At 67.2% G+C, this 23,607-nt stretch carries 19 protein-coding genes; 9 read left to right on the forward strand and 10 right to left on the reverse strand.

Annotated elements, in window-relative coordinates:
* Nucleotide 1: 1 nt before the first annotated feature.
* The 4 genes from rpsI to eccCa all read right to left on the reverse strand — a co-directional run bounded on the left by rpsI (nucleotide 2) and on the right by eccCa (nucleotide 6,571).
* Nucleotides 2-550, reverse strand: coding sequence for a 30S ribosomal protein S9 (gene rpsI, locus OSB52_RS00335; RefSeq protein ID WP_235723686.1), 549 nt, complete (start codon nucleotides 548-550; stop codon nucleotides 2-4).
* On the reverse strand, nucleotides 547-990 hold the full coding sequence (gene rplM / locus OSB52_RS00340; RefSeq protein WP_235723685.1) for a 50S ribosomal protein L13: 444 nt from the start codon (nucleotides 988-990) through the stop codon (nucleotides 547-549). Before rplM ends, rpsI begins: the two co-directional genes overlap by 4 nt.
* Before the next feature lie 190 nt (nucleotides 991-1,180).
* Entirely contained in the window at nucleotides 1,181-2,488 is a 1,308-nt protein-coding gene (locus OSB52_RS00345) for a type VII secretion-associated protein (RefSeq protein ID WP_308203645.1), read from the reverse strand.
* Between the two features lie 6 nt (nucleotides 2,489-2,494).
* Nucleotides 2,495-6,571 (reverse strand): type VII secretion protein EccCa, encoded by a 4,077-nt coding sequence (eccCa, locus tag OSB52_RS00350; RefSeq protein WP_266059600.1) that lies wholly within the window; start codon nucleotides 6,569-6,571, stop codon nucleotides 2,495-2,497.
* Nucleotides 6,572-6,686: 115 nt separating this feature from the next.
* Here eccCa and eccD point away from each other — a divergent pair, with 115 nt between their 5' ends.
* Nucleotides 6,687-8,225: a type VII secretion integral membrane protein EccD gene (gene eccD, locus OSB52_RS00355; RefSeq protein ID WP_372475001.1), complete on the forward strand. Its 1,539-nt coding sequence runs from the start codon at nucleotides 6,687-6,689 to the stop codon at nucleotides 8,223-8,225.
* A gap of 73 nt (nucleotides 8,226-8,298) precedes the next feature.
* A complete protein-coding gene (mycP, locus tag OSB52_RS00360) occupies nucleotides 8,299-9,663 on the forward strand; it encodes a type VII secretion-associated serine protease mycosin (RefSeq protein ID WP_235723754.1) in 1,365 nt (454 codons plus the stop codon).
* Between the two features lie 27 nt (nucleotides 9,664-9,690).
* Here mycP and OSB52_RS00365 read toward each other — a convergent pair whose 3' ends face one another.
* Nucleotides 9,691-10,644, reverse strand: a complete 954-nt coding sequence (locus tag OSB52_RS00365) for a 4-hydroxy-3-methylbut-2-enyl diphosphate reductase (RefSeq protein WP_235723682.1) — start codon at nucleotides 10,642-10,644, stop codon at nucleotides 9,691-9,693.
* A 98-nt stretch (nucleotides 10,645-10,742) separates the two neighbouring features.
* On the opposite strand from OSB52_RS00365, the gene OSB52_RS00370 reads away from it, so the two are divergent.
* From OSB52_RS00370 to OSB52_RS00380, 3 genes are read left to right on the forward strand one after another with little or no spacing between them, the layout of a single operon-like run.
* Nucleotides 10,743-11,522 (forward strand): lipid droplet-associated protein, encoded by a 780-nt coding sequence (locus OSB52_RS00370; RefSeq protein WP_266059601.1) that lies wholly within the window; start codon nucleotides 10,743-10,745, stop codon nucleotides 11,520-11,522.
* 13 nt (nucleotides 11,523-11,535) lie between these two features.
* Nucleotides 11,536-12,798 carry an exodeoxyribonuclease VII large subunit gene (gene xseA / locus OSB52_RS00375; protein WP_266059602.1) on the forward strand — a complete coding sequence of 421 codons (1,263 nt, stop codon included), beginning with the start codon at nucleotides 11,536-11,538 and terminating at the stop codon, nucleotides 12,796-12,798.
* A gap of 7 nt (nucleotides 12,799-12,805) precedes the next feature.
* Nucleotides 12,806-13,048: an exodeoxyribonuclease VII small subunit gene (locus OSB52_RS00380; RefSeq protein ID WP_235723679.1), complete on the forward strand. Its 243-nt coding sequence runs from the start codon at nucleotides 12,806-12,808 to the stop codon at nucleotides 13,046-13,048.
* A 9-nt stretch (nucleotides 13,049-13,057) separates the two neighbouring features.
* On the opposite strand, the gene OSB52_RS00385 is transcribed toward OSB52_RS00380, so the two are convergent.
* Complete coding sequence (locus tag OSB52_RS00385) at nucleotides 13,058-13,618, reverse strand: DUF4245 domain-containing protein (RefSeq protein ID WP_266059603.1); 561 nt, start codon at nucleotides 13,616-13,618, stop codon at nucleotides 13,058-13,060.
* Nucleotides 13,619-13,731: 113 nt separating this feature from the next.
* Between OSB52_RS00385 and glpX the strand changes: the two genes are divergently transcribed.
* Nucleotides 13,732-14,724: a class II fructose-bisphosphatase gene (glpX, locus tag OSB52_RS00390; protein WP_235723677.1), complete on the forward strand. Its 993-nt coding sequence runs from the start codon at nucleotides 13,732-13,734 to the stop codon at nucleotides 14,722-14,724.
* Nucleotides 14,725-14,850: 126 nt separating this feature from the next.
* Nucleotides 14,851-16,536 carry a fumarate hydratase gene (locus OSB52_RS00395; protein ID WP_266059604.1) on the forward strand — a complete coding sequence of 562 codons (1,686 nt, stop codon included), beginning with the start codon at nucleotides 14,851-14,853 and terminating at the stop codon, nucleotides 16,534-16,536.
* 55 nt (nucleotides 16,537-16,591) lie between these two features.
* Here the strand turns inward: OSB52_RS00395 and OSB52_RS24930 are convergent, their stop codons facing one another.
* A complete protein-coding gene (locus OSB52_RS24930; protein ID WP_308203646.1) occupies nucleotides 16,592-17,008 on the reverse strand; it encodes a putative endonuclease domain-containing protein in 417 nt (138 codons plus the stop codon).
* A gap of 756 nt (nucleotides 17,009-17,764) precedes the next feature.
* Here OSB52_RS24930 and OSB52_RS00405 point away from each other — a divergent pair.
* Nucleotides 17,765-19,165 carry a class II fumarate hydratase gene (locus tag OSB52_RS00405; RefSeq protein ID WP_235723675.1) on the forward strand — a complete coding sequence of 467 codons (1,401 nt, stop codon included), beginning with the start codon at nucleotides 17,765-17,767 and terminating at the stop codon, nucleotides 19,163-19,165.
* Between the two features lie 8 nt (nucleotides 19,166-19,173).
* Nucleotides 19,174-19,830 carry a PIG-L deacetylase family protein gene (locus OSB52_RS00410; protein ID WP_266059605.1) on the forward strand — a complete coding sequence of 219 codons (657 nt, stop codon included), beginning with the start codon at nucleotides 19,174-19,176 and terminating at the stop codon, nucleotides 19,828-19,830.
* An 88-nt stretch (nucleotides 19,831-19,918) separates the two neighbouring features.
* On the opposite strand, the gene OSB52_RS00415 is transcribed toward OSB52_RS00410, so the two are convergent.
* The 3 genes from OSB52_RS00415 to OSB52_RS00425 all read right to left on the reverse strand — a co-directional run bounded on the left by OSB52_RS00415 (nucleotide 19,919) and on the right by OSB52_RS00425 (nucleotide 23,566).
* Nucleotides 19,919-20,902, reverse strand: coding sequence for a L,D-transpeptidase family protein (locus OSB52_RS00415; protein ID WP_266059606.1), 984 nt, complete (start codon nucleotides 20,900-20,902; stop codon nucleotides 19,919-19,921).
* Between the two features lie 215 nt (nucleotides 20,903-21,117).
* The gene (gene phoH2, locus OSB52_RS00420; RefSeq protein WP_235723672.1) at nucleotides 21,118-22,416 is read right to left on the reverse strand and encodes an RNA 5'-3' helicase PhoH2; all 1,299 of its coding nucleotides are present in this window, start codon (nucleotides 22,414-22,416) and stop codon (nucleotides 21,118-21,120) included.
* Nucleotides 22,417-22,681: 265 nt separating this feature from the next.
* A complete protein-coding gene (locus OSB52_RS00425) occupies nucleotides 22,682-23,566 on the reverse strand; it encodes an acyl-ACP desaturase (protein ID WP_235723671.1) in 885 nt (294 codons plus the stop codon).
* Nucleotides 23,567-23,607: the final 41 nt, after the last annotated feature.

The following is a 23,607-nucleotide window of genomic DNA, read 5'->3' on the forward strand; positions in this document are numbered from 1 at the left end:
CTCAGCGCTTGGAGTACTGCGACGCCTTGCGGGCCTTCTTGAGGCCGTACTTCTTGCGCTCCACGGCGCGCGGGTCACGGGTGAGGAAGCCGGCCTTCTTCAGTGCCGGACGATCCTCGGGGGTGACCTCGATCAGCGCGCGGGCGATGCCCAGACGCAGCGCACCGGCCTGGCCCGAGGGGCCACCACCGACGAGCTTGGCGAAGATGTCGAACGACTCGGTGCGCTCGACGGTGACCAGCGGAGCCTTGATGAGCTGCTGGTGCACCTTGTTGGGGAAGTAGTTCTCGAGGGTCCGGCCGTTCAGGTTGAACTCGCCGGTGCCCGGCACGAGACGCACCCGCACCACGGCTTCCTTGCGGCGGCCGACGGTCTGGATGGGGCGATCGAGGACGACCGTCTCACGCACGTCGTCGCTCACAGCGACGGCGACATCGGTGTCGTAGTCGTCGGCGGCCTGCTCCACTGCCTCGACGCCGGTGTCGGCAGCAGCGGCCTGCACCTCGTCGTCGATCTCGACGGCCGGTTCGTTGATGTTCTCGTTGCTCACTGGGCCACCTGCTTGATCTCGAAGGACACGGGGCGCTGTGCCTCGTGGGGATGGTTCGGTCCGGCGTACACCTTCAGCTTTCCGGCCATCGCGCGACCCAGCTTGGTGGAGGGCAGCATGCCCTTGATCGCCTTCTCGACCACGCGCTCGGGGTGGGTCTCCAGGAGCTCGGCAGTCGTCTGGACCTTGAGCCCACCCGGATGCCCGGAGTGGCGGTAGTTCAGCTTGCGGTCGGCCTTGTTGCTGGTCAGCACGACCTTCTCGGCGTTGATGATGATGACGTAGTCACCACCATCGACATGGGGCGCATAGGTCGCCTTGTGCTTGCCGCGGAGCAGGTTCGCGCTCTGCACGGCGAGGCGGCCGAGCACCACGTCGGTGGCGTCGATGACATGCCACGCACGCGTGATGTCACCGGCCTTCGGGGTGTAGGTAGGCACAGTTGTCCTCAACTCTGTCGATGTGGGTGCTGGTCGGGCACGATGGCAGAGGTTGCTCCCGGCGACCAGTGGGGACCCGGGCCTCGACTATCCACATCCCTCACGGGGACCCAGATGCCATGCACCAGCGATCCAGGTTACGCGACCGCGCAGGTCAGGGTCAAAACGCTCCACCGCCCCAGGTGGTGGGCTACGTCGAGGGCTCGATTCTGATCGTCGAGACCGCCCGGGAACACTCGGCATCGACCGATTCACCGGCACTGCCGTCCTGACAGCCGACCGAGACCTGCAGACCGTCGGCGACCTGGACGTACCAGCGGATGGTGCTGCCCGACGCCGGCGTTTCCCGATAGCTGATCACATCGCGACCCATGAAACGTGTCGACGGCGAGAACTCGGTCACCACATCGTCACCGCGCTGCCGGATACGATTTCCCAGGCTGCGGGCCACCGAGTCCAGCGTCGAATCCGAGCGGACCTCGCTCTGCACCACCAGCAGGCGCCGGCCGGTGTCCGGGTCGGCGAACACCGTGCGTGTGGTCTGCACGCCGGCCTGTCCGTCGGAGGACTCCAGGTCGCTGCGCCGCCAGTCGGCCGGCACGACGATCGTGGTCCGCCCCAGGGCCACCGTGTTCTCCGCGGGATCGTCGGGGCCCACCTGCACCACCCCGACCGCGACCGCAACGATCGCGATCACCAGCGCGACGACACCCGAGGCCCACACCGCACGTCGTGAGGCTCGATCAGCGCCACCGGCGACCGGCTCCGGGGCGATCGGCCCGGCGGTGCCGTATCGACCGGTTTCGGACTGCGGACGACCGGTCCGCCACCCGTATCGGCCGATGAGGGCACGATCGACGTCGACCACGCGGCCGGCCAGGGCGTGCGTGCCGACGACCTCACGTGCGCGATCCCGCTCAGCCGGGTCGGCTCCATCGACGAAGACCGCCTCGACCGAGTCGTCGACGATCGACTCGGTCCGCTGCGCTATGTCATCGGCGTCGGGGGTGAGCACATCGGTGGCCTCGACCGACCAGCCGTTGACGGTCCGCCGCATCCGCGCGACATCCCAGTTCACGACGACCGATCGGGCGGGATCGTGCGGTGGCGCCGGCACGTGCGTGGTCTCTACCACCGCGCAGCGCTGCATCGCGCCGTCGCAGTGGCTGCGGGCGATCAGGACCGCACGCGCAACAAGTTCGACGGGCGCCGGCATCGGAGGCAGCGAGCGCGCCAACGCGGCGGTCCGCAGGCTGCCCCACGTGCTCGGATGTCCGACGACCATCGGCACCGGACCGTCCGGGCCGCGATCGGGTAGCCCCAGCTGCGCCCAGACGTCCCGCCATGCCTGCTCGGCGAAGATCCGCGATCCGCCGATCACCACCGTTGCGGAGTCGACCGCCTCGAGCAGCTCACCGACGTCGGCGCGACGACCGTCGGACAGCCGGAGATCGCCGTAGGCGAGATCGACCACGGTCGGGCGCGCAGCGGCGGTCACCAACCATCACTCCTGGGGTTCGACGTAGCCGACCTGGATCATCTCCTGGGGACGCGTCCGGGAGACGAGTTCGCCGCGGCCCGGGATGAGTTGTTGCATCCGCACCCGACCGGTGATGTAGCCCTCGTCCCGGTCGCCACTCATGAGCAGCATGTCGCAAGACAGGTCCTTCAGCCGACCGATGAGCGGATCGAACATCGCCCGTCCCACTCCGCCCGAGCGACGCGCGAGGATGATGTGGAATCCGATGTCGCGCGCGTGCGCGGCGAGTTCGACGATCGGGAACAGCGGATTGCCCGACGCCGTGGCCACCATGTCGTAGTCGTCGACGACGAGGTAGACATCGGCCCCCGTGTAGTAGGAGCGGTCCCGCAACTGTTGCGGCGTCACATCCTCCGGTGGGAGCCGGGCGGTCAGTATCTCCGCCAACTGCGTCATCATCGGACCGGCCTTGTTGGCCGAGCTCGCGTAGCCACCGAGGTGGTCACTGTCGATGATGCCGAGCATGGTGCGGCGGTAATCGACGAAGACGATCTTGACCTCGTCGGGCGTCGAGTTGCGCACCAGACCGCCGACGATGTTGCGCAACAGGGTCGTCTTGCCGTGCTCCACATCGGAGAACACCATGAAGTGCGGCTGGGTGGTGAAGTCCAGCACCACAGGCGCGAGCTCCAGTTCACCGACACCCACCGCGACCTGGTTGGCCACCAATTCGAGACCCGCGTCGGCCACGAGCGAGTCGACGTCGCGTTGGGCGATCTGCGCGCCGAGCTTGCGCACGGCCATCGCCTCCCGGCCGCGGTAGGCGGCGACCAGCTTGTCGACCGCATCCTGCACACCCGCCGGCAGCGTCTCGGCGACGCTGACCCCGTCGAGTCGGGGCAGGGCGATCAGCATGTGCAGCTCGTCGGGGGTCAAGCCGCGGCCGGGTCGATTGTGCGGCACCAGCGCAGCCGCACGCCGACCCATCTCCGAATCCATCGCGTCGCCGAGTTTCAATTCGATCCGGCTGCCCATCAGGTCCTTGACGGCGGGGCGGACCTCGGCCCAGCGGGTCGCGGTCACGATGACGTGCACGCCGTAGGACAGCCCCTGCGACACGATCGTGGTGACCTGCTCCTCGAGGAAGTCGAGTTCGTTGCGCAGCACACCGATACCGTCGATGACCAGGAACACGTCACCGTGGCGGTCGACGGCGAGCGGATCGTCGGCGCCACGCCCGGCGAACCAGTCCGCGCGACGCGCCCGGTAGTCACGCATCGACTCGATACCCATCCGGGAGAACAGCAGCTCCCGGTTGCGGACGATCGCGGCGACCTCGGCGACCGTGCGGCGCACCGCATCCATGTCCCCCCGCGAGGCGACCGAGCCGACGTGCGGCAGCCCCGCGATCGTCGACAGGCTGCCGCCACCGAAGTCCAGGCAGTAGAACTGCACCTGTTCGGGGGTGTGGGTGGCGGCGGCGGACATGATGATCGTGCGCACCGCGGTCGACTTACCCGACTGCGGTCCACCCACGACCGCGACGTTGCCCGCGGCTCCGGTGAGATCGAGTACCTGCATGTCGCGGCGCTGATCGTACGGACGGTCGACGTGACCCACCGCGAGCCGCAGGTTGCCGGCTCCCCCGGGCGTCGACCAATCCCGACGTCCGACGAGATGATCGACCGTCGGCGATTCGTTGAGCGGCTTGAGCCAGACCTCGTGTGCCGGCGGGCCGTGTCCGGTCATCCGGGCGACCAGCGTATCGAGCAACGTGGGCACGGAGGCGGCCGCCGGATCGTCGTAGGACGGGGTGTCGGGTTCTGCCGGCGGCTCTTCGTCCAGCAGTGCCTGCGCCTGATCCAGCACCGAGGCACTGGTGGCACCGTCGTCGAGCGGCACCGGCAGCGCGGTGAAGACCTTCATGCGCCCCCGCGGGCCGTTGTACACCGGCCCGTCGTCGATGACACCGTCGGCGGCGAGCGGCGGGTGATAGGGGCCCGACACGTAAGAGGTGTTGAAACGCACCGGCTCGGCCGAATCACACTTGAGATAGCCCGATCCCGGCACACTGGGCAGGTGATACGCGTCTGGCACACCCAACACGGAGCGGGATTCGTTGGCGGAGAAGGTTTTCAGACCAATGCGGTACGAGAGGTGACTGTCCAGGCCGCGGAGCTTGCCCTCCTCGAGGCGCTGGGAGGCGAGCAGCAGATGGATGTGCAACGAACGACCCAGCCGTCCGATCGCGACGAAGAGTTCGGCGAAATCGGGCTTCTGGGCCAGTAGTTCGGAGAACTCGTCGACGACGATGAACAGGGCGGGTAACGGTTCGAGCCGAACCCCTGACGCGCGGGCCCGCTCGTACTCGCTGACGTTGGCGAAATTGCCCGCCGACCGCAGCAGTTCCTGGCGGCGGTTCATCTCACCCGACAGCGCATCCTTCATGCGGTCGACCATCGACAGTTCCTGCTCGAGGTTGGTGATGATCGCCGCGACGTGCGGCGCCGACTCGAGCCCCAGGAATGTGGCGCCGCCTTTGAAGTCGACGAGGACGAAGTTCAACTCCGACGGTGAATGCGTGGCGAGCATCGCGAGCACCAGCGTGCGCAGGAACTCGGATTTACCGGAACCGGTTGCACCGATACACAATCCGTGCGGACCCATGCCACCGTGTGCGCTCTCCTTGATGTCGAGATCGACCGGTACCCCATCGGGCGTGATCCCGATCGGCACCCGCAGACGGTCGCGGCCGGTACGACCTCGCCAGCCGACCGCCGGATCGAACCGCGTGGCGTCGTGGATGCCGAGCAGCGCGGGCAATCCGGGATCGCTGGAGGTGGCCTCGCTCTCCAGGTTGGCCAACGCCGCCGCGGTGGCCAACCGGTACCGCGCCATCCGGCGCGCCAGCGTCTCCGCCTCCGGAATGCTCAGCGAGTCCATGTCGGCGATCTCCTCGACGCCGGCCGCACTGCGCGCGGACACCTTTGCGTTGCGGACCACCAGCTGCAGCCCGCGCCGGGCGGCCAGCCCGTCCGGGGGTGCGGTGAGGTCGAGGACGGTGACCCCCTCCATGCCGGCATCGTTGATCAACCGCTCATCGCCGGCGACATGACCGTCGTCGAGCACCACCACCAGGTGTGCGCGGCCGGGGGTCGGCGGGGCAGAACGGCTGAAGCGTCCTCGCTCGAGTAGATCGGTGGCCATGGAGTTCTCGAAATCCGCCAGCGTCGGATAGATCATCCGCATGGCGCCCACCCCGTCGCGCAGCGTCGGATGTCCCACGTGTGGAAGCCATTTGGCCCAGTCCCACGCCTCGCCGGCCGGATCGCCGGTGATGATCGCGACATGCAGGTGGTCAGGTCCGTGGAACGCGCACAACTCGACGATCATCGCGCGCACCAGATCTCGGGTCTCCTGCCGCGCGCCCTCGATGTTGACTGCCGGGAATCCGCGCAACGACACCGTCGTCGGCAGACGATGCACCGACGAGTACGTCCGGGAGAAGCGCCGCAGTGCCACCATCGACACCGGTTCGATGTCCTCGAGCGGGCCCGTCTCCGGCGGCATCAGCCGGGTCGCGAGTCGCTGCGTGCCCAGACCGATCCGGGCCCGGGCGAAATCGCTGTCGGTGGGGCGTCGTTCCCACATCCGCCGCGTCCCGATCACATCGAGCAACGATGTCGGGTCCGGGTGACTCCAGGTCGCCGCGGCCCGCTGGGCGGTCACCGTCTCGAGTACCTGTTGCCGGGTCTGGCCCAGATAGCGGAAGTAGTCCTTGCGTTCTTCGTTCAATTCCGCTGCACGCTTGCCGCCACCGCGCCCGCCGGCAGCGAACATGCCGAACATCGACATCAGCATCATCAGCGGAAACATCATGAACAGCGGGTTGGACAGGATGTTGCGTCCGCCGGTGACGAACATCAGCGCGATCATCCCGACGACGGCGACCACCATCACCACCGGCAGCAGTTTGAGCAGCATGTTGCCCGGCACCACCCGCGGCACATCCGGCGGCGGCTGCAGATTGAGTTCGCCGCCCGGCATCCGTGGCGGCGTGATCCGCGGACGGCGGACGAACCCCTCCGTAGTCGTCACCACGCGATCTCCCCCCGACCCCGATCCGGCTGCCCGAGTTCGTGCACTCGGGCGCCACTGGTACACAATTGACGCGGTTCGCATGGTAACCGCGAACCGGGCGGGGAGGATCCACCAGATGTCGACTCTGGATGCGCACACGAGGATGTCGCACGCGCCGAGCTTCGGGCCGACCGGAGGCGGACGCACCGATTCAGGTATCGAACCGGAACTGGTCCGGGTGTCGATCCTGGGCGGCAATACACAGCTGGATGTGGCTTTACCTGCGGCGATGCCAATCGCGGGACTCATCCCCGACCTCATCGCACAGATAGAGTCACGCAATCCGGCACGTCGGGATCCCGACGACCCGGACGGCGGGGACGACCGCCCGCATGACCGTCAGCAGCGCTGGACGCTGGCCCTGGTCGGACAGGAACCGATCGCCCCGAACCGCTGTCTCTCAGAGTCCGGAGTGCGCGACGGTGACCTGCTGGTTCTGCGTTCGACCCGCACCGGCGAGGCGCCCGCGCTGTTCGACGACGTGGTCGACGCTGTCGCTCGTTTGAATGAATCTCGCTTCGCCAGTTGGTCGGCCACGTCCGCCCGGATCGCGGGCTACACCGTCGCCGTGCTCGCGGCGATCGCGGCGGCCGTCGCCCTCGGCGCCTACCGATCCACCAGCGGGGCGGTGTGGGTGGCCGCATTGAGCGCGCTGGCCGGCATCGGCCTGATCACCGCGGGCAGTATCGTCGCGCGCTATTACCGTGACGAACTCAGCGCCACAGTGCTTGTCGCCGCCGCAACGCCACTCGTGTTCGTCACCGGCATACTGGTGACGCCGGGCAGCTACGGCGCCGCACACCTGACCTTCGGCTGCGCGCTGACTCTGGTCGCGACCGTGATCTCGTATCGACTCACCGCAGTAGGCGCCGCTGTCCACAGCGCGGTCACCACCGCGACGTTGCTGACCGGGGCCGGCTGTACCGCCGCCCTACTCCTCGACGCCGAGATCAGCGATGTCGCTGCCGTTCTCGCCGCCGTCGGCTTGCTGCTGGTGGCGTTGGCGCCGCGGTTGACCATTGTGCTGGCCAAATTGCCATTGCCTCCGGTACCGACCGCGGGCGCGCCGATCGACGTTGAGGATGTCGAGCCGAAACCGGCGATCGAAGGTATCGGCGCGATCGGCGCGATGGCGCTGCCCAAGGCCGATGCCCTGGAGCGACGGTCGTTCGTGGCCAATGCCTACCTCACCGGGATCGTTGCCGGCACGTCGCTGGTCACGGCGGTGTCGGCCTTCCTCGCGGCCGCCCCCCTGTCCGGATTCGCGCCGAAATCGGCCGCCTACGCGGCGATCGTCGCGGTGGTCCTGTGCCTGCGGGGACGCTCACACAGCGATCTGGCGCAGGCCGCCTTTCTGATCGGCTCGGGGGCACTCGCGCTCCTCGGACTGACCACCGGTCTGGCATTCGGCGCGGGCGGCTGGCCCATCACCGCCTTCGTGGTCGCGATGGGCATCATGGTCGCGGCGCTTGTGCTCGGTGTGGTGGCACCGAATCAGGAGTTCTCACCGGTCATGCGGCGCGCCGCGGAGATCGCCGAATATCTACTGGTCGCGATCATTGTGCCGCTGCTGCTGTGGATTCTCGATCTGTACCGGATCGTCCGGGAGATCTGACGTGCGCAGCAGCGCGCATTTCAGGACCTTCGGAGGCCGGGTTCGACAGCGGCACGTGGCGGTCGCCGCAGCGATGATCTCGACCGTCGTACTCACTCTCACGCTGTCGGGTGCACCCGCTGGCGCGATCACACCACCGACGGTGAACTCCTCAGCCCTCGTGCGTTCGGCCCCGGTTGCGCCACCGGAGCCGACCGAACAGCGCACGCTGTGCGCCAAACCGTTGGTAACGGGCAGCCACGACATCTCCAAACCAACTGCGGCACAGAAGATGATGAACCTTCCCGAGGCGTGGCGCTTCAGCCGGGGCAAGGGCCAGAAGGTGGCGGTGATCGACACCGGCGTCACACCTCATCCGCGCTTGGGCCGGGTTGCCGGCGGCGGTGACTACGTGTCGTCGGGCACCGGCCTGGCCGACTGCGACGCGCACGGCACCCTCGTGGCCGGGATCATCGCCGCACGGCCGAGCAGCCGCGACGCCTTCGCGGGGGTCGCCCCCGAGTCGTCACTCATCTCGATCCGACAGTCCAGCGGTGCCTACTCGGCCAAAGACCGCCGCAGCGCCGACGACACGGACCCCACGGTCGGCTCGGGCTACGGATCGGTGCGCACCCTGGCAAATGCGGTGGTCCGCGCCGTCGACCTCGGGGCCACGGTGATCAACATCTCCGAGGTCGCATGCGCACCCGCCGGCGACCGGCTCAACGACGCATCGCTGGGCGCGGCGGTGAAATACGCCTACGACCGCGACGTGGTGGTGGTCGTGGCGGCAGGCAACCTGTCGCAGAACTCCGGCTGCCAGCAGCAGAACGCGGAACCGACACCAGGTGGCACCGGCTGGGGATCGGTGAGCACCGTCGCCAGTCCGGCCTGGTTCACCCCGTATGTGCTCGCGGTCGGATCGGTGGACGCAGGCACCGGAGCCCCCAGTGGCTTCAGCCTGCACGGACCGTGGGTGGCGGTGGCCGCACCCGGCACCGACATCGTCAGCCTCGACAGCACGCGCGGCTCATCGAAACTGGTCGATGCACAACAGGGTCGCGACGGGCCGGTTCCCATCGGCGGAACGAGCTTCGCCACGCCCTATGTGGCCGGCACCGTGGCGTTGGTCCGCTCGCGCTATCCCGAGCTCAGCGCGAAGGAGGTCATGGCACGCATTGTGCGAACCGCTCATGGACCGGGGACCGGCCACGACACCGCGATCGGCTACGGGGTCCTCGACCCCGTAGCGGCGCTGACGAATCAGATTCCCCGCGACACGCCGGACGCGGCCCAGCCGAGGGCCATCGCCGCCCCCACACCGGAGGCACCCCCGGATCACACCGCGCGCAACGTGGCGATGATCGGAACCGGGGTGTGTGCCGCACTGATCGCCGCGGTGCTGGCGATCGCGCTACCCCATCGCCGTGTCACACGTCTCGATCCCGACGAGTTCTGACCGACACGCCGAGCGTTGCCGCGGGCCCTATCGCGCGGTGCGCGCGGGGCGCAACTCACGTGGCAGCGCGAAGGTGACCGTCTCGTTGGCGGTGGTGACCGACTCCACGGAGTCGAAACCGTGCTCGGCCAACAGGTCGATCACGCCACGCACCAGCACCTCCGGCACCGACGCGCCCGATGTGATCCCGACCGTGTCCACACCGTCGAGCCAGTCGAGGTCGATGTCGCGGGCGTAGTCGACGAGATGTGCGGCGCTCGCGCCTGCCTGCAACGCCACCTCGACCAGGCGGACCGAGTTCGACGAGTTCTTCGAGCCGACGACGATCACCAGGTCGCAGCGCGGCGCCATCGCCTTGACCGCGACCTGCCGGTTCTGCGTGGCATAGCAGATGTCGTCGCTGGGCGGGTCGTTGAGCAGCGGGAACTTCTCACGCAGCCGGTTGACCGTCTCCATCGTCTCGTCGACCGACAGCGTGGTCTGCGACAGCCAAACGATCTTCGACTCGTCGCGCACCGTCACGTTGTCGACACTGTCGGGGCCGTCCACGAGCTGCACGTGTTGCGGCGCCTCTCCCGCGGTGCCCTCCACCTCTTCATGACCCTCGTGCCCGATGAGCAGTATGTCGTAATCGTCGCGGGCGAACCGCTTGGCCTCCTGGTGGACCTTGGTCACCAGCGGACAGGTGGCGTCGATCGTTTTCAGGCTGCGTTCGGCGGCGGTGCGGTGCACCTCCGGGGACACGCCGTGCGCGGAGAACACCACAAGCGCCCCTTCGGGCACCTCGTCCGTCTCGCCGACGAAGATCGCGCCGCGCTCGCTGAGGGTCTCCACCACGTGCCGGTTGTGCACGATCTCCTTGCGCACGTACACCGGCGCACCGTGCTTGTCGAGCGCACGCTCGACGGTCTCCACGGCACGGTCCACCCCGGCGCAGTAGCCGCGCGGTTCGGCCAGCAGGACACGTTTGCGTTCAGACATGCCTCCCAGGGTACGGGGTCGGTCCGGGTCGGTTCGGTCCCCGACGCGACCGACTGGCGCCGGTGGACCCGTACCACCGGGAATGGCAGAGTATGGGCATGGTTCGCGCACCCTATCCGGCCCGCATCGCCGCCGGACTCGTCGTCACCGCGATCGAGGAGACCCGCAAACTGCCCACACTGGTTGTCACATTGCCCATGACGGCGGTGAGCCAAACCGTGCAGGCCGGCATGCGGATGCAGCAGAACATCGCCGAACTCGCGATCAAGGGCGACCTCGCCCTGGAGATGCTCTTCGACCGTCCGGTCGAGGAGCCCGAGTGGGCGCGCTTCGACGAGGACGACGACGCGCAGGCGGATGCCGAGGCCGCTCGCACCCCGATCGAGAGTGCCGCCCCACCGAAGAAGAAACCGGAACCCAGGAAGGCTGCGACGAAGACGACCGCGACCAAGAAGACCGCGGCGGAGAAGACTGCGGCGAAGAAGACTGCGGCCACTAAGTCGGCACCACAGCCCGCGAAGAGGTCGGTGACCGCGGCGGCGACCGACGCCGAGCAGACCGCCGGTCCGGACGCGTCCGCCGGTCGTTTCGCGCTCTACAGTGCCCCGCCGGAGGATCTGGTCGGTCGCGACGGCGACGGGACGTCGGATGGCGCAGTCGAGATGACCGGCGCCGGCGAGGTGCCCGAGATCGTCGAGTACATCGAGTACGACAACCTCACCCTGGCACAACTGCGCGCCAAACTGCGCGGGGTCGGCGTCGACGAACTCGAGGCCCTGGTCGCCTACGAACGGGCCACCAAGTCGCGGGCGCCGTTCGTCACCATGATCGACAACCGGATCGCCGCACAGAACAGCAAGCGGCAGCCGTCGACGTGACGCCCGCCGACTTGTGACCGACGCGAATTCGGCCGAGAACCCGTGGCCGGTCCGGACCGTCAACACGAAAATCGCCGACTGGATTCACCGCCTCGGGCAGATCTGGGTCGAGGGCCAGGTCACCCAGATCAACCGGCGTCCGGGCACCCGGGTCGCCTTCCTGACGCTGCGTGACCCCGCGGCAGACATCTCGATCTCGGTGACCTGCAGCCCAGACCTCTTGTACCGCACCGAAGTTCCCCTCACCGAGGGCAGTCGGGTCGTCATGCTGGGACGGCCGACATACTTCACCGGTCGCGGAACCGTCTCCCTGCGTGTCACCGACATCCGGCCGGTGGGGATCGGTGAACTTCTGCTCCGGATCGAACGTCTACGCCAGCTGCTGACCGCGGAAGGACTGTTCGATGCGCGGCTCAAGCGCCCACTGCCGTTTTTGCCGCGGTCGATCGGATTGATCAGCGGTCGGGCCAGCGCAGCGCAACGTGACGTGATGACGGTGGCCGCCGATCGGTGGGATGCTGTCCGATTCGTGGTACGCGACGCGCCGGTCCAGGGGCCGACGGCCGTTCCGCGAATACTGACACATCTCAGCGAGCTCGACGCCGAACCGGACGTGGAGGTCATCATCATCGCCCGCGGCGGCGGCAGCGTGGAGGATCTGCTGCCGTTCTCCGATGAGGCACTGTTGCGGGCGGTGGCCGCCTGCCGGACACCGGTGATCAGCGCCATCGGTCACGAACCCGACACCCCGCTGCTCGATCTGGTCGCCGACCTGCGCGCGGCGACGCCGACTGATGCGGCCAAGCGGGTGGTGCCCGATGTCGGCGCCGAACTCGAGGGGATCGACGAGCTGCGTCGGCGCAGCGCACACGCACTGCGCAACTGGGTGCGCCGCGAACAGCACGTGCTCGACGGATTGCGCGCCCGTCCGGTCCTGGCGCGGCCACTGACCATGCTCGACGCGCACGCGGAGACCATCGATCGGATGCGTCGTGACCTCCGCCGCGACATCCGCCGGCACATCGATGCCGAGGATCGCCGCCGTGATCATCTGTCCGCACGATTGGCCACCCTGGGTCCGGCACAGACGCTGGCCCGCGGGTATGCGGTGGTCCAGCGCACCGACGTCTCGCCCGCGCATGTCGTCGGGTCGGTCGCCGAGATGCCGGCCGGTGCACAACTACGCATCCGGGTCTCCGACGGGTCGGCCGCCGCGCAGGTGGCCGCCGCCCAAGCGCCACGGCAGGCGGAGTCGACGAACGCGAAGAAGGGATGACGAACACATGAGTCCGCAGAGTTCAGATACGCCCGATGACCAGACGCCGGTCTCGGAGCTGGGTTACGAGGCAGCCCGTGACGAGCTCGCCGAAGTCGTCGCGGCACTCGAACACGGCGGGCTCGACCTCGACGCGTCGTTGGCGCTCTGGGAGCGCGGGGAGGCGTTGGCAAAGCGATGTGAGGAGCATCTGGCCGGTGCTCGCGAACGGATCGAGGTCGCACTCAGCGAGGGCGAACCCGAGGACTGATCCCCTGCGTCAGCTCGTCGGCAACGGTTGCTTGGCCAGTACGCCGCGGGCGAATTCGGACATGTCCTCGTCGGGCCCACGCGACAGCACGGCGATTCGAACGTCACCGAGGTCGGTGATCCAGAACTTCTTGTCCCCGTTGGCATAGGTCACCCACTCGCGACCGCCTTCGGTGCGGGTACCCGTACCGAGCGCCTCTCCGTCGCCGAGGAACACCACCAGATCGTCCTCGGCGGCGTTCGTCTGGCTCAGCTGCACGTAGGCGCCCACATCTGAGATCCAGCCGACGTTGCTCACCGTCGTCCCGCCCACCGGAAGGGTCGAACCGGAGTTCGGCTTCCAACCGTCGGGGGTGTCGGGCAGACGGATCGGGAACGGCAGATCACGCGCGTCGGCCTGCAGTGCGTTCGACACATCGAACTCAGGTGTCTGGTCGTCGGAGGCCTGACCCGTCAAACCCACCGAGCAGTTCCCGGACGCGACCGCCACGATCGCGCAGATGATCAGCAGCGGGATCAAGGACCAGATCATGTCCTTGCTGCTGTGCAGGATACGGGGTTTGTCGGCCATGACGGCCAGTAAACCAGGCGGGGTGGCTGCTCAAACGCCGGGTGTGACATGCAAGGATGAGGACAATCGCTTTGTTGTCGAAGTGTCACCGCCGCCACGCCGAGGAGTCCGACATGTCCCCTTCCCCCCAGGCCCCCGACCGTAACCTCGCGATGGAATTGGTGCGGGTCACCGAAGCCGCCGCGCTCGCGGCCGGCCGGTGGGTGGGCCGCGGTGAGAAAAAGAAGGGCGACGGGGCGGCCGTCGACGCGATGCGCGAACTTCTCTCGACCGTTTCAATGCGCGGTGTCGTCGTGATCGGCGAGGGCGAGAAGGACGAGGCGCCGATGCTGTTCAACGGCGAGGAAGTCGGCAACGGTCAGGGCCCGGAATGCGACGTCGCGGTGGACCCGATCGATGGCACCACCCTGATGGCCGAGGGCCGACCGAACTCGATTGCCGTCATCGCGGTCAGCGAGCGCGGCACGATGTATGACCCATCTGCGGTGTTCTACATGGACAAGATCGCCGTCGGCCCGGAGGCCAAGGGCGCCATCAACATCGAAGAGTCCGTCGAGTGGAACATCAATTCGGTCGCCAAGGCCAAGGGCATCGACATCGCCGATCTGACCGTGGTGGTGCTCGACCGACCCCGCCACGCCGATCTGATCGGTGAGATCCGTCAGGCCGGCGCCAAGATCCGGCTGATCTCCGACGGCGACGTCGCCGGCGCGATCGCTGCAGCGGACAACTACAGCACCGTCGACATGCTGATGGGCGTCGGCGGCACCCCCGAGGGCATCATCACCGCCGTCGCGATGAAGTGCATGGGTGGCGAGATCCAAGGCAAGCTCTGGCCGCGTGACGACGCCGAGCGCCAGAAGGCCATCGACGCCGGCCACGATCTGGACCGCGTGCTCACCAACGACATCCTGGTCCGCGGCGAGAACTCCTTCTTCTGCGCGACCGGCGTCACCAACGGCGACATGCTGCGCGGCGTCACCTACCGCCCGAATGGCGCCACCACCCGCTCGCTGGTGATGCGCTCCAAGTCGGGCACCATTCGCCGCATCGAAGCCGTGCATCAGGTCACCAAGCTCCGCGAGTACGCGCGCCTGGACGTGTAGGTCCGGTGCAGCCGGAGCTGCACCGCGGGCCCCGTCGCCGGCCGCGGCCTCGGGCACCTGTGACTCAGGACACCGTCGGCACGGCAGCCGATCACCGCCGCTGACCGGCCACGATACGATTCGCGGGTGAGTACAGCCCCCACTCCTGAGTTCCGCTACAGCGACCTGCTGCCCACGGGCGCCGACGACACGCCCTATCGATTGATCACCACCGAAGGTGTGTCGACGATCGAGGTGGACGGTCAACGCTTCCTGAAGGTGACACCCGAGGCCATCACGAAGCTGACCGCCGAGGCGATGCACGACATCAGCCACTACCTGCGGCCGGCGCACCTCGCGCAGCTGCGCAAGATCATCGACGACCCGGAGGCGTCGAGCAACGATCGCTTCGTCGCGCTCGACCTGCTCAAGAACGTCAACATCTCCGCCGGAGGTGTCCTACCGATGTGCCAGGACACCGGTACCGCGATCGTCATGGGCAAGAAGTCAGAGGGTGTGCTGACCGGCGCCGACGACGCCGAGGCCATCTCGCGTGGTGTCTTCGACGCCTACACGAAGCTCAATCTGCGGTACTCGCAGCTGGCGCCGCTGACGACCTACGACGAGAAGAACACCGGCACCAATCTGCCTGCGCAGGTGGAGATCTACGCCACCGAGCAGGGGCCGAAGGGACCGGAGTACAAGTTCCTGTTCATGGCCAAGGGCGGCGGGTCGGCCAACAAGTCGTTCCTGTTCCAGGAGACCAAGGCCATCCTGAATCCCAAGCGAATGCTGGAGTTCCTCGACGAAAAGATCCGGTCGCTGGGCACCGCCGCCTGCCCGCCGTATCACCTGGCGGTGGTGATCGGCGGGACGTCGGCCGAATTCGCCTTGAAGACAGCGAAATACGCGTCGGCCCACTATCTCGATGCGTTGCCGACGGAAGGCTCTATGTCGGCGCACGGGTTCCGTGACACCGAGTTGGAAGACGAGGTCTTCAAGCTCACCCAGTCCTTCGGGATCGGCGCCCAATTCGGCGGCAAGTACTTCTGCCACGACGTCCGGGTGGTCCGCCTGCCGCGCCACGGCGCTTCCTGTCCGGTGGCCATCGCGGTCTCGTGTTCGGCCGACCGGCAGGCGCTCGGCAAGATCACCGCCGACGGTGTGTTCCTCGAGCAACTCGAGACCGACCCCGCCAAGTACATGCCCGCCGTCGGCGTCACCGAGGACATCGAGGGCGGCGAGGCGGTCGAGATCGATCTCAACCGCCCGATGCCCGAGATCCTGGCCGAACTGTCCAAGCACCCGGTCAAGACCCGGCTGTCGCTGACGGGCCCGCTCGTGGTCGCCCGCGACATCGCGCACGCCAAGATCAAAGAACGCCTCGACGCCGGCGAACCGATGCCCGACTACCTGCGCGACCATCCCGTCTACTACGCCGGCCCCGCGAAGACCCCGGAGGGGATGGCGTCGGGTTCGTTCGGTCCCACCACTGCCGGCCGCATGGACTCCTACGTGGAGCAGTTCCAGGCCGCCGGCGGCTCGATGGTGATGCTCGCCAAGGGGAATCGGTCCAAGCAGGTCACCCAGGCCTGCGGTTCGCACGGCGGGTTCTACCTGGGCTCGATCGGCGGCCCGGCCGCCCGCCTGGCACTCGACTGCATCAAGAGCCAGGAGGTCATCGAGTACCCCGAGCTCGGTATGGAAGCCGTGTGGAAGATCGAGGTGGAGAACTTCCCCGCGTTCATCGTCGTCGACGACAAGGGCAACGACTTCTTCACCGATCCGGGTGGCGCGGTCACCGTGCCGCTGGGGGTTCGCGTCCGGTCGTGAGGACAGTGCCGTAGATCGGTGTCGACATGTGGCCTCAAAGTACGGCGATATCGATCTACGACGCAGTCGGGCACGACGTACATGGAGTCACCGCGCCATCCCACCCACGGGCACGCAATACCTGTCCGATCTGGCGAGCCGTCTGACAAGGGCGGTCGAACACCTGCCCCCAACCGACGCGAAGCGTCTGGCGTTGAGCATCGACGGCGGCATCAAGGTCCCGCTGCAGGTCGAGATCTCGGTTCCGTGAGTCGTCATGGGCCGCACGACCATCGAGTTCGATCACCAACCCCCACTCCACATAGTCGACATCGCGGAACCCACGGCGACCGACTGTGGTCGCGGCCTGTCGCGCCGGCTCGGGCAGTCCATGCCTGCGTTCGACAGCCACCAGATATCCATGCTCGAGGACCGAGCACGTCCCGTTGGCCACATCGTCGAGAACGCCCGCCACAAACTCTCGACGGCGCATCCGTGGCCGACCCCAATCGCGCCTATCAGACGGTCCGCAGTCGTCTTCCGGGAGTTGACGGCGTCCGCCAGACATGCGATGACGTCAGTCTCCGACCGCGCTTCAGCGGCGACGTCGAGGACCGCCTGCTCCACTCGCATGCGCGGAGGATGCGTTTCCCACATCACCTTTGCTTCGAGTTGAGTCCCGTAGTGGACGACGACGCCGGGACGCCGTGTCACCCGACGTGAGCGATCCACGACGATGTGGATAGGACCGGAGTCGGGTGTGCCGTCGGAATTCAGTGCCGAGCGGTGGCTCAGCGCAGCAGGGTGAGCGTCGAGGACTGCACACCAGGCTCGCTGGCGCCACGTCAGCGGCCCGGTGTGGTTGACGTAGACGCCCGGATACACCCGAGCCCATTCCCGACAACGCACTTTGCGACGGATGAACGCGGCGGTGTACCCGCGCGCCGTCACCTGGTGCCGCGCGACAACGCCGTCTTGCTCGACAAGCAAGTCGTCGAGTTGCGACAGGGCGGGAGCGCAGGTCGGATCAATCACCCCCGAAGTCTGAGCGACTCACCCGCCGATATCCCCGTCCGCAGCGCCGCTGTGCATAACGTCCGTCGGCATCCCCAATCCGCCGACTGTTGCGCCGTACTTTTGTGTCAACTGACGACCCGAAAGTACGGCAGATCTCACAACACCATCCATGGCCCGGACGTATGGGGTGAGTACCGTGGTTATCACCGCCGATGAAGCTGGAGGAACACGAATGACCGAACAGCAGTACCGCATCGAGCACGACACGATGGGCGAGGTCAAGGTCCCGATCGATGCGCTCTGGCGCGCACAGACCCAGCGGGCAGTGGAGAACTTCCCGATCAGCCATCGACCGTTGGAGCGCACCCAGATTCGCGCGATGGGCTTGCTCAAGGCGGCGTGCGCCCAGGTGAACAAGGATCTCGGACTGCTGGACGCGGCACAGGCCGACGCGATCATCGCGGCTGCCAAGGAGATCGCCGACGGAGCGCACGACGACCAGTTCCCCATCGACGTGTTCCAGACCGGATCGGGCACCAGCTCCAACATGAACTCCAACGAGGTCATCGCCTCGATCGCCAAGGCCAACGGTGTCGAGGTGCATCCGAATGACCACGTGAACATGTCGCAGTCGTCGAACGACACCTTCCCCACGGCAACCCACGTCGCGGCAACCGAAGCCGTTGTCACCGACCTCGTCCCGGCACTCGATCATCTTCGCCTGGCCCTGCTCGACAAGTCCACACAGTGGCGCGAGGTGGTCAAGAGCGGCCGGACGCACCTGATGGATGCGGTACCAGTGACCCTCGGCCAGGAGTTCGGCGGTTACGCGCGCCAGGTGGAGGCCGGCATCGAGCGGGTCACCGCGACCCTGCCACGTGTCGGTGAACTGCCCATCGGCGGCACCGCCGTCGGCACCGGGCTCAACGCCCCGGAGGCCTTCGGCACCAAGGTCGTCACCGAACTGCGCCGGCTGACCGACGTCGACGCCCTCTCGCTGGCCACCGACAACTTCGAGGCGCAGGCAGCGCGCGACGGCCTCGTCGAACTGTCCGGAGCGCTGAAGACCGTCGCCGTCTCCCTCACCAAGATCGCCAACGACGTCCGCTGGATGGGATCGGGCCCGCTCACCGGACTCGGTGAGATCCTGCTCCCCGACCTGCAGCCCGGAAGCTCCATCATGCCCGGCAAGGTCAATCCTGTTCTCCCCGAGGCGGTCACCCAGGTGGCCGCACAGGTGATCGGCAACGATGCCGCGGTGACCTGGGGTGGCGGCAACGGCGCCTTCGAGTTGAACGTGTACATCCCGATGATGGCCCGCAACGTACTCGAGTCGCTGAAGTTGCTGGCCAACGTGTCTCGCCTGTTCGCCGACCGCTGCATCAGCGGACTGGTGGCCAACGAGGAGCGGTTGCGCACCCTCGCGGAGAGTTCGCCGTCCATCGTGACCCCGCTCAACAGTGCGATCGGGTACGAGGAGGCGGCCGCAGTTGCCAAACAGGCACTCAAGGAGGGCAAGACGATTCGCCAGACCGTGGTCGACCGCGGCCTGATCGGCGACAAGCTGTCGGAAGCAGAACTCGACGCACGCCTCGACGTGCTGAAGATGGCCAACCTCGATCGCGAACGCTGAGCACTGTCGTGGAGCAATTCCCCGAGAACTGGCAGACCGCACTCGTGCTGGTCGCCCATCCCGATGACCCCGAGTATGGGATGGCCGCGGCCGTCGCACGATGGACCGCGTCAGGCAAACGCGTCATCTACGCACTGGCGTCGAGCGGCGAGGCAGGCATCGAGGGCATGGACCCGGCCACGGCCGGGCCCGTCCGGGAAAACGAGCAGCGCACTTCCGCCGCCATCGTCGGGGTCGACGAGGTGGAGTTCTGGGGCTTCCCCGACAGCGAGATCCGCAATACCGCCGAACTCCGCGACCGTGTGCGCGACACCATCTGTCGCGTGCATCCCGACGTGGTCCTGTCGCTCTACGGCGGACCCGAGTGGGCTCCGGGGATGCCCAATCAGCGCGATCACATGGAGTTTTCCGCCGCCGTGCTCGATGCCTACGACAGCCTCGACGTCGAGCGGCCGCGGTGGCTCTTCGAAAACGGCCCCGCCGCCACGCACAGGGTCGACGTGGCCGATCAGATCGATCTCGCGGTGCGGTCATTGGCCGCACACGAGCAGTACCTCTCGGTGCTCGACCCCGACACCCCGGTGATCGAGCAGGCCCGCCGGCAGATCGACATGGTCACCGGTGGTGAATTCTGCGGCTTCGAACTCAAGCGTTCGCGACCCTGACCGAACCGGGACGTCGGTGGCGCTCTGAGTGCGCCCAGCGAAACGGGGACCGGCCGATCGCCGATCCCCGCCTCTGGTGTGCGGAGGCTCAGCCGCCCGCGGTGGTCTGCGACAGCGACGGCAGCAAGCTGACGAGCTGATTGAGCAATTGGGTCAGGGAATCCGCGCCGGGCATCGCCGACGTGCTCGGCAACGACGACTCCGGCACCGCCGACTGGGGTGTCGACGATTCGGGAGCCGACGATTCGGGCGTCTGAGGGTCGGATGCCCCCGATCCCGACGACGCAGATCCCGACGGTCCGGCCTGATTCACCCCGATCGCGATCTTTGGGTGCTTGGCCGGATCGAGCCAGGTCAACACCTTGCGCATCAGATCCTTGTCGATGGCGATGCACCCCATGGTCGGCTGGTTGTTGGTCACGTGCAGGAACATCGCCGACGCCTTACCCGGAATCCGCTGCGGGTTGTGCGCGATGTTGACCGCATAGTCGTACACCGGCCCGGAGTCGTAGAGGTTCTCACTGTCGCCGCCGGGACTCTGCACCTGTCGCACCATCGTGTTGTAGGTGGGCGACTTCATGTTCGAGTCCCACCAGTCCTGCCGATCGACCTGCTTGTAGGGCATCTTCGTGCCCGGGTTCGGCAGTCGACCGAAGGCCTGGTCCAGGTCGAAGGTGCCCTCTGGTGTGCGATAGACGTTGTCCTCGGGTTCACCCATCCCGAGCGATCCGAGGAAGGCCTTCGTGGGGCCGATGACCGGTTTCCACGCGTCGTCGGTGCCACGTTCGAAGGCGGTCAGGGTCGCCGTGGTGTCACTGGCCTCCGGCGCGGTGACGACGATCATCTGACTGCTGTCGACCTCGGAACTCCCGGCGCCCCCGAGCCCGAGGTTGCCGGCGAGGGTGTTCAATACCTCGTCGAGCATCGGGATACCGGTCTCGGGAATCGGCGATCCCGACGGCGCGGCCGGCGTCGTCGACGGTGTCGTTGTTGCGGGTGCGGCGAGTGCGCTACCGGCACCTCCGGCAACGGCGGCGACGACCGCGATCACCAGAAGTCCCAGAAACCTCATTCGTCTCATCAGTAACTTCAGCACCACACCAGTGTGCCAGCGAGTGCGAGCTTGTGAGTCTCGTGCCGGTCACGGTGCGATTGTGATCGGATCACTGCTGAACCCGATCGTTCGTGGACGCGGTATAGACGCCAACCGCGCACCCACCACGTTCACGCGCATGTCGGAGCATGCGCATGAACGCGACGAGTGCGCGGTTGGCGAAAGGGGCCCGGCTATGCGCCGGGGGCGAACTCCTCGAGCATGTCGGTCACCAAGGCCGCGATCGGCGAGCGCTCACTGCGAGTCAGTGTGACGTGCGCGAACAGCGGGTGGCCCTTCAGTTTCTCGATGACCGCCGCGACGCCGTCGTGGCGGCCGACCCGAAGGTTGTCGCGTTGGGCGACATCGTGCGTGAGCACCACGCGCGAGCCGGCTCCGAGCCGTGAGAGCACAGTCAGCAGCACGTTGCGTTCCAGCGATTGTGCCTCGTCGACGATCACGAAGGAGTCGTGCAACGAACGGCCGCGGATGTGGGTGAGCGGAAGCACCTCGAGCATGCCGCGGCTCAACACCTCCTCGATCACCTCGGGCGATGCGAGACCTTCGAGGGTGTCGAAGACAGCCTGCGCCCAGGGCCCCATCTTCTCCGCCTCACCGCCGGGCAGGTATCCCAACTGTTGGCCGCCGACCGCGTACAAGGGCCGGAAGACGACCACCTTTCGCTGGGTACGGCGTTCCAGAACTGCCTCGAGTCCAGCGCACAGCGCCAGCGCCGATTTGCCGGTGCCCGCCTTGCCGCCGAGCGACACGATCCCGACGCTGTCGTCGAGCAGGAGGTCGAGGGCCACACGCTGTTCTGCCGACCGGCCATGTAGACCAAAGGCCTCACGGTCGCCGCGGACAAGCTGCACCCGCTTGTCCGCATTGACCCGACCGAGCGCGCTGGACGAATGGCCGAGCAGCCGAATACCGGTGTGGCATGGCAATTCTCGCGCTTCGTCGATGTCCACGACGCCCTCGGCGAACAGGGTGTCGATACTCGTGCTCTCGACGTCCAACTCGGTCATCCCGGACCATCCGGACACCACCACGTCCTGTGCGTGGTACTCGTCGGCGGCAAGACCGACGGCGCCGGCCTTGACGCGCAGCGGGGTGTCCTTGGAGACCAGCGTGACGTCACTGCCTTCGGCGCGAAGATTCAACGCGCAGGCGAGGATTCGGGAGTCGTTGGTCTCGGTTCGGAAACCTGCCGGGAGCACCGCCGGATCGGTGTGGTTGAGCTCCACCTGGAGCGTGCCGCCCTCGTCACCGATCGGGAGCGGAATGTCGAGGCGGCCGTGCTCGAGTCGGAGGTCGTCGAGCAACCGGAGTGCCTCGCGAGCGAACCAGCCGAGTTCATGGTGGTGACGTTTGCCCTCGAGTTCGCCGATGACGACCAGCGGCAAGACCACATGGTGTTCGGCGAAACGCGTGACCGCCCAGGGATCGGAGAGCAGGACGGAGGTGTCGAGGACGTAGGTGCGTGTGGTCACGTAGGGCTCCTACGTTTGTGCGGGCCCCGCACAAACCAGTTGCGACGACCGGCGGGTTCTTGCCCGTCTTGGCTGGTCAGCCAAGGTGGACGAGGACCGGGGCCGGCCCTCTCGCGTTGCTGGTGCAAACCACGAATCGAACCTCCCGGACGAACCGCTTCCCCGCGGTCCGTCACTGGCCAACGTACGCCGAAACACCCCTGCCCGGCGCGGCGGACAGGGGTGTGTCGGCGTGAATTATGCGTTAACGCACGTTGCCTGGCGGCTACGTCGCGCTGGTTACACCGGCGCGATCAAGAACGCGACGTCGAGCCTCTTCTGCCTCGCCGTCGAGGCCTGCGACCGACGCGAGCTTGCATGCGTCGACGATGGCGGCTGCGACGCGAGTGCGGCTCTCGGCATCCTCGTAACCGGCGATGAGTGCGCGCTCGGCGTCGAAATCGGCGATGTCGGAGCCGATGGGCTCGGTCTCCAACCGGGCCAGCGCCTGGTCGACGGCGACCACCGTGGCGGCCGGATCGGCGACGAGTCCGGCGTTGAGGAAGGCGCCGAACGTGGCGGCCTGCACGGCGTCGTCGGCAGCGATCTTGTCGAGAATCTGTCCGAACACGTCGTCGGTGACCGCAGCACGGAGCTTCTCGATGTAGCCCACGCATTGGTTCTCGTGCACCGCCATCAGCGCGAGCACGTCGAGCGGTCCCAGATTCTCGATCGATTCGGGACGCTGACGGTAGCCGGCGGTCACGTGTATGCGGCGTCGCTCCTCGGCATCGACCGGGTCAATGGCGCGGGTAACGACAAGGAAGTCGCGCAGCACGATGGCGTGCCGGTTGTCCTCGGCGGTCCACACGCCCACCAACTGACGCCAGTCGGAGAACGCCGGGAAGTGCATGGCCAGCACCCGGTGGTAGGACGGCAGGTTGTCCTTGGTCAGCAGCAGTGCCAGGACACCCGCGCGGGCCTCGTCGGAGATCGTCGACTGCGTCGAATCCCAGTCCTCACCACCGAGGAAGGCGAAGTTGCGGCCCTGGTCCCACGGCACCCAGTCGTGCGGTTTCCAGGGACTGGCAGCCGCCTGATGGTCCTCGGCGATCTCCGGCAGCGCCTTGGAGAGCGCGATGATCAGCTCATCGGTGGTCAATGCATTCACCGGAGCAACAATAGAGAACCGCCCCGCAGTCTGGCCACCCT

Origin of the sequence: Gordonia aquimaris (assembly GCF_026262595.1) — a bacterium.
Classification (GTDB): Bacteria; Actinomycetota; Actinomycetes; order Mycobacteriales; family Mycobacteriaceae; genus Gordonia; species Gordonia tangerina.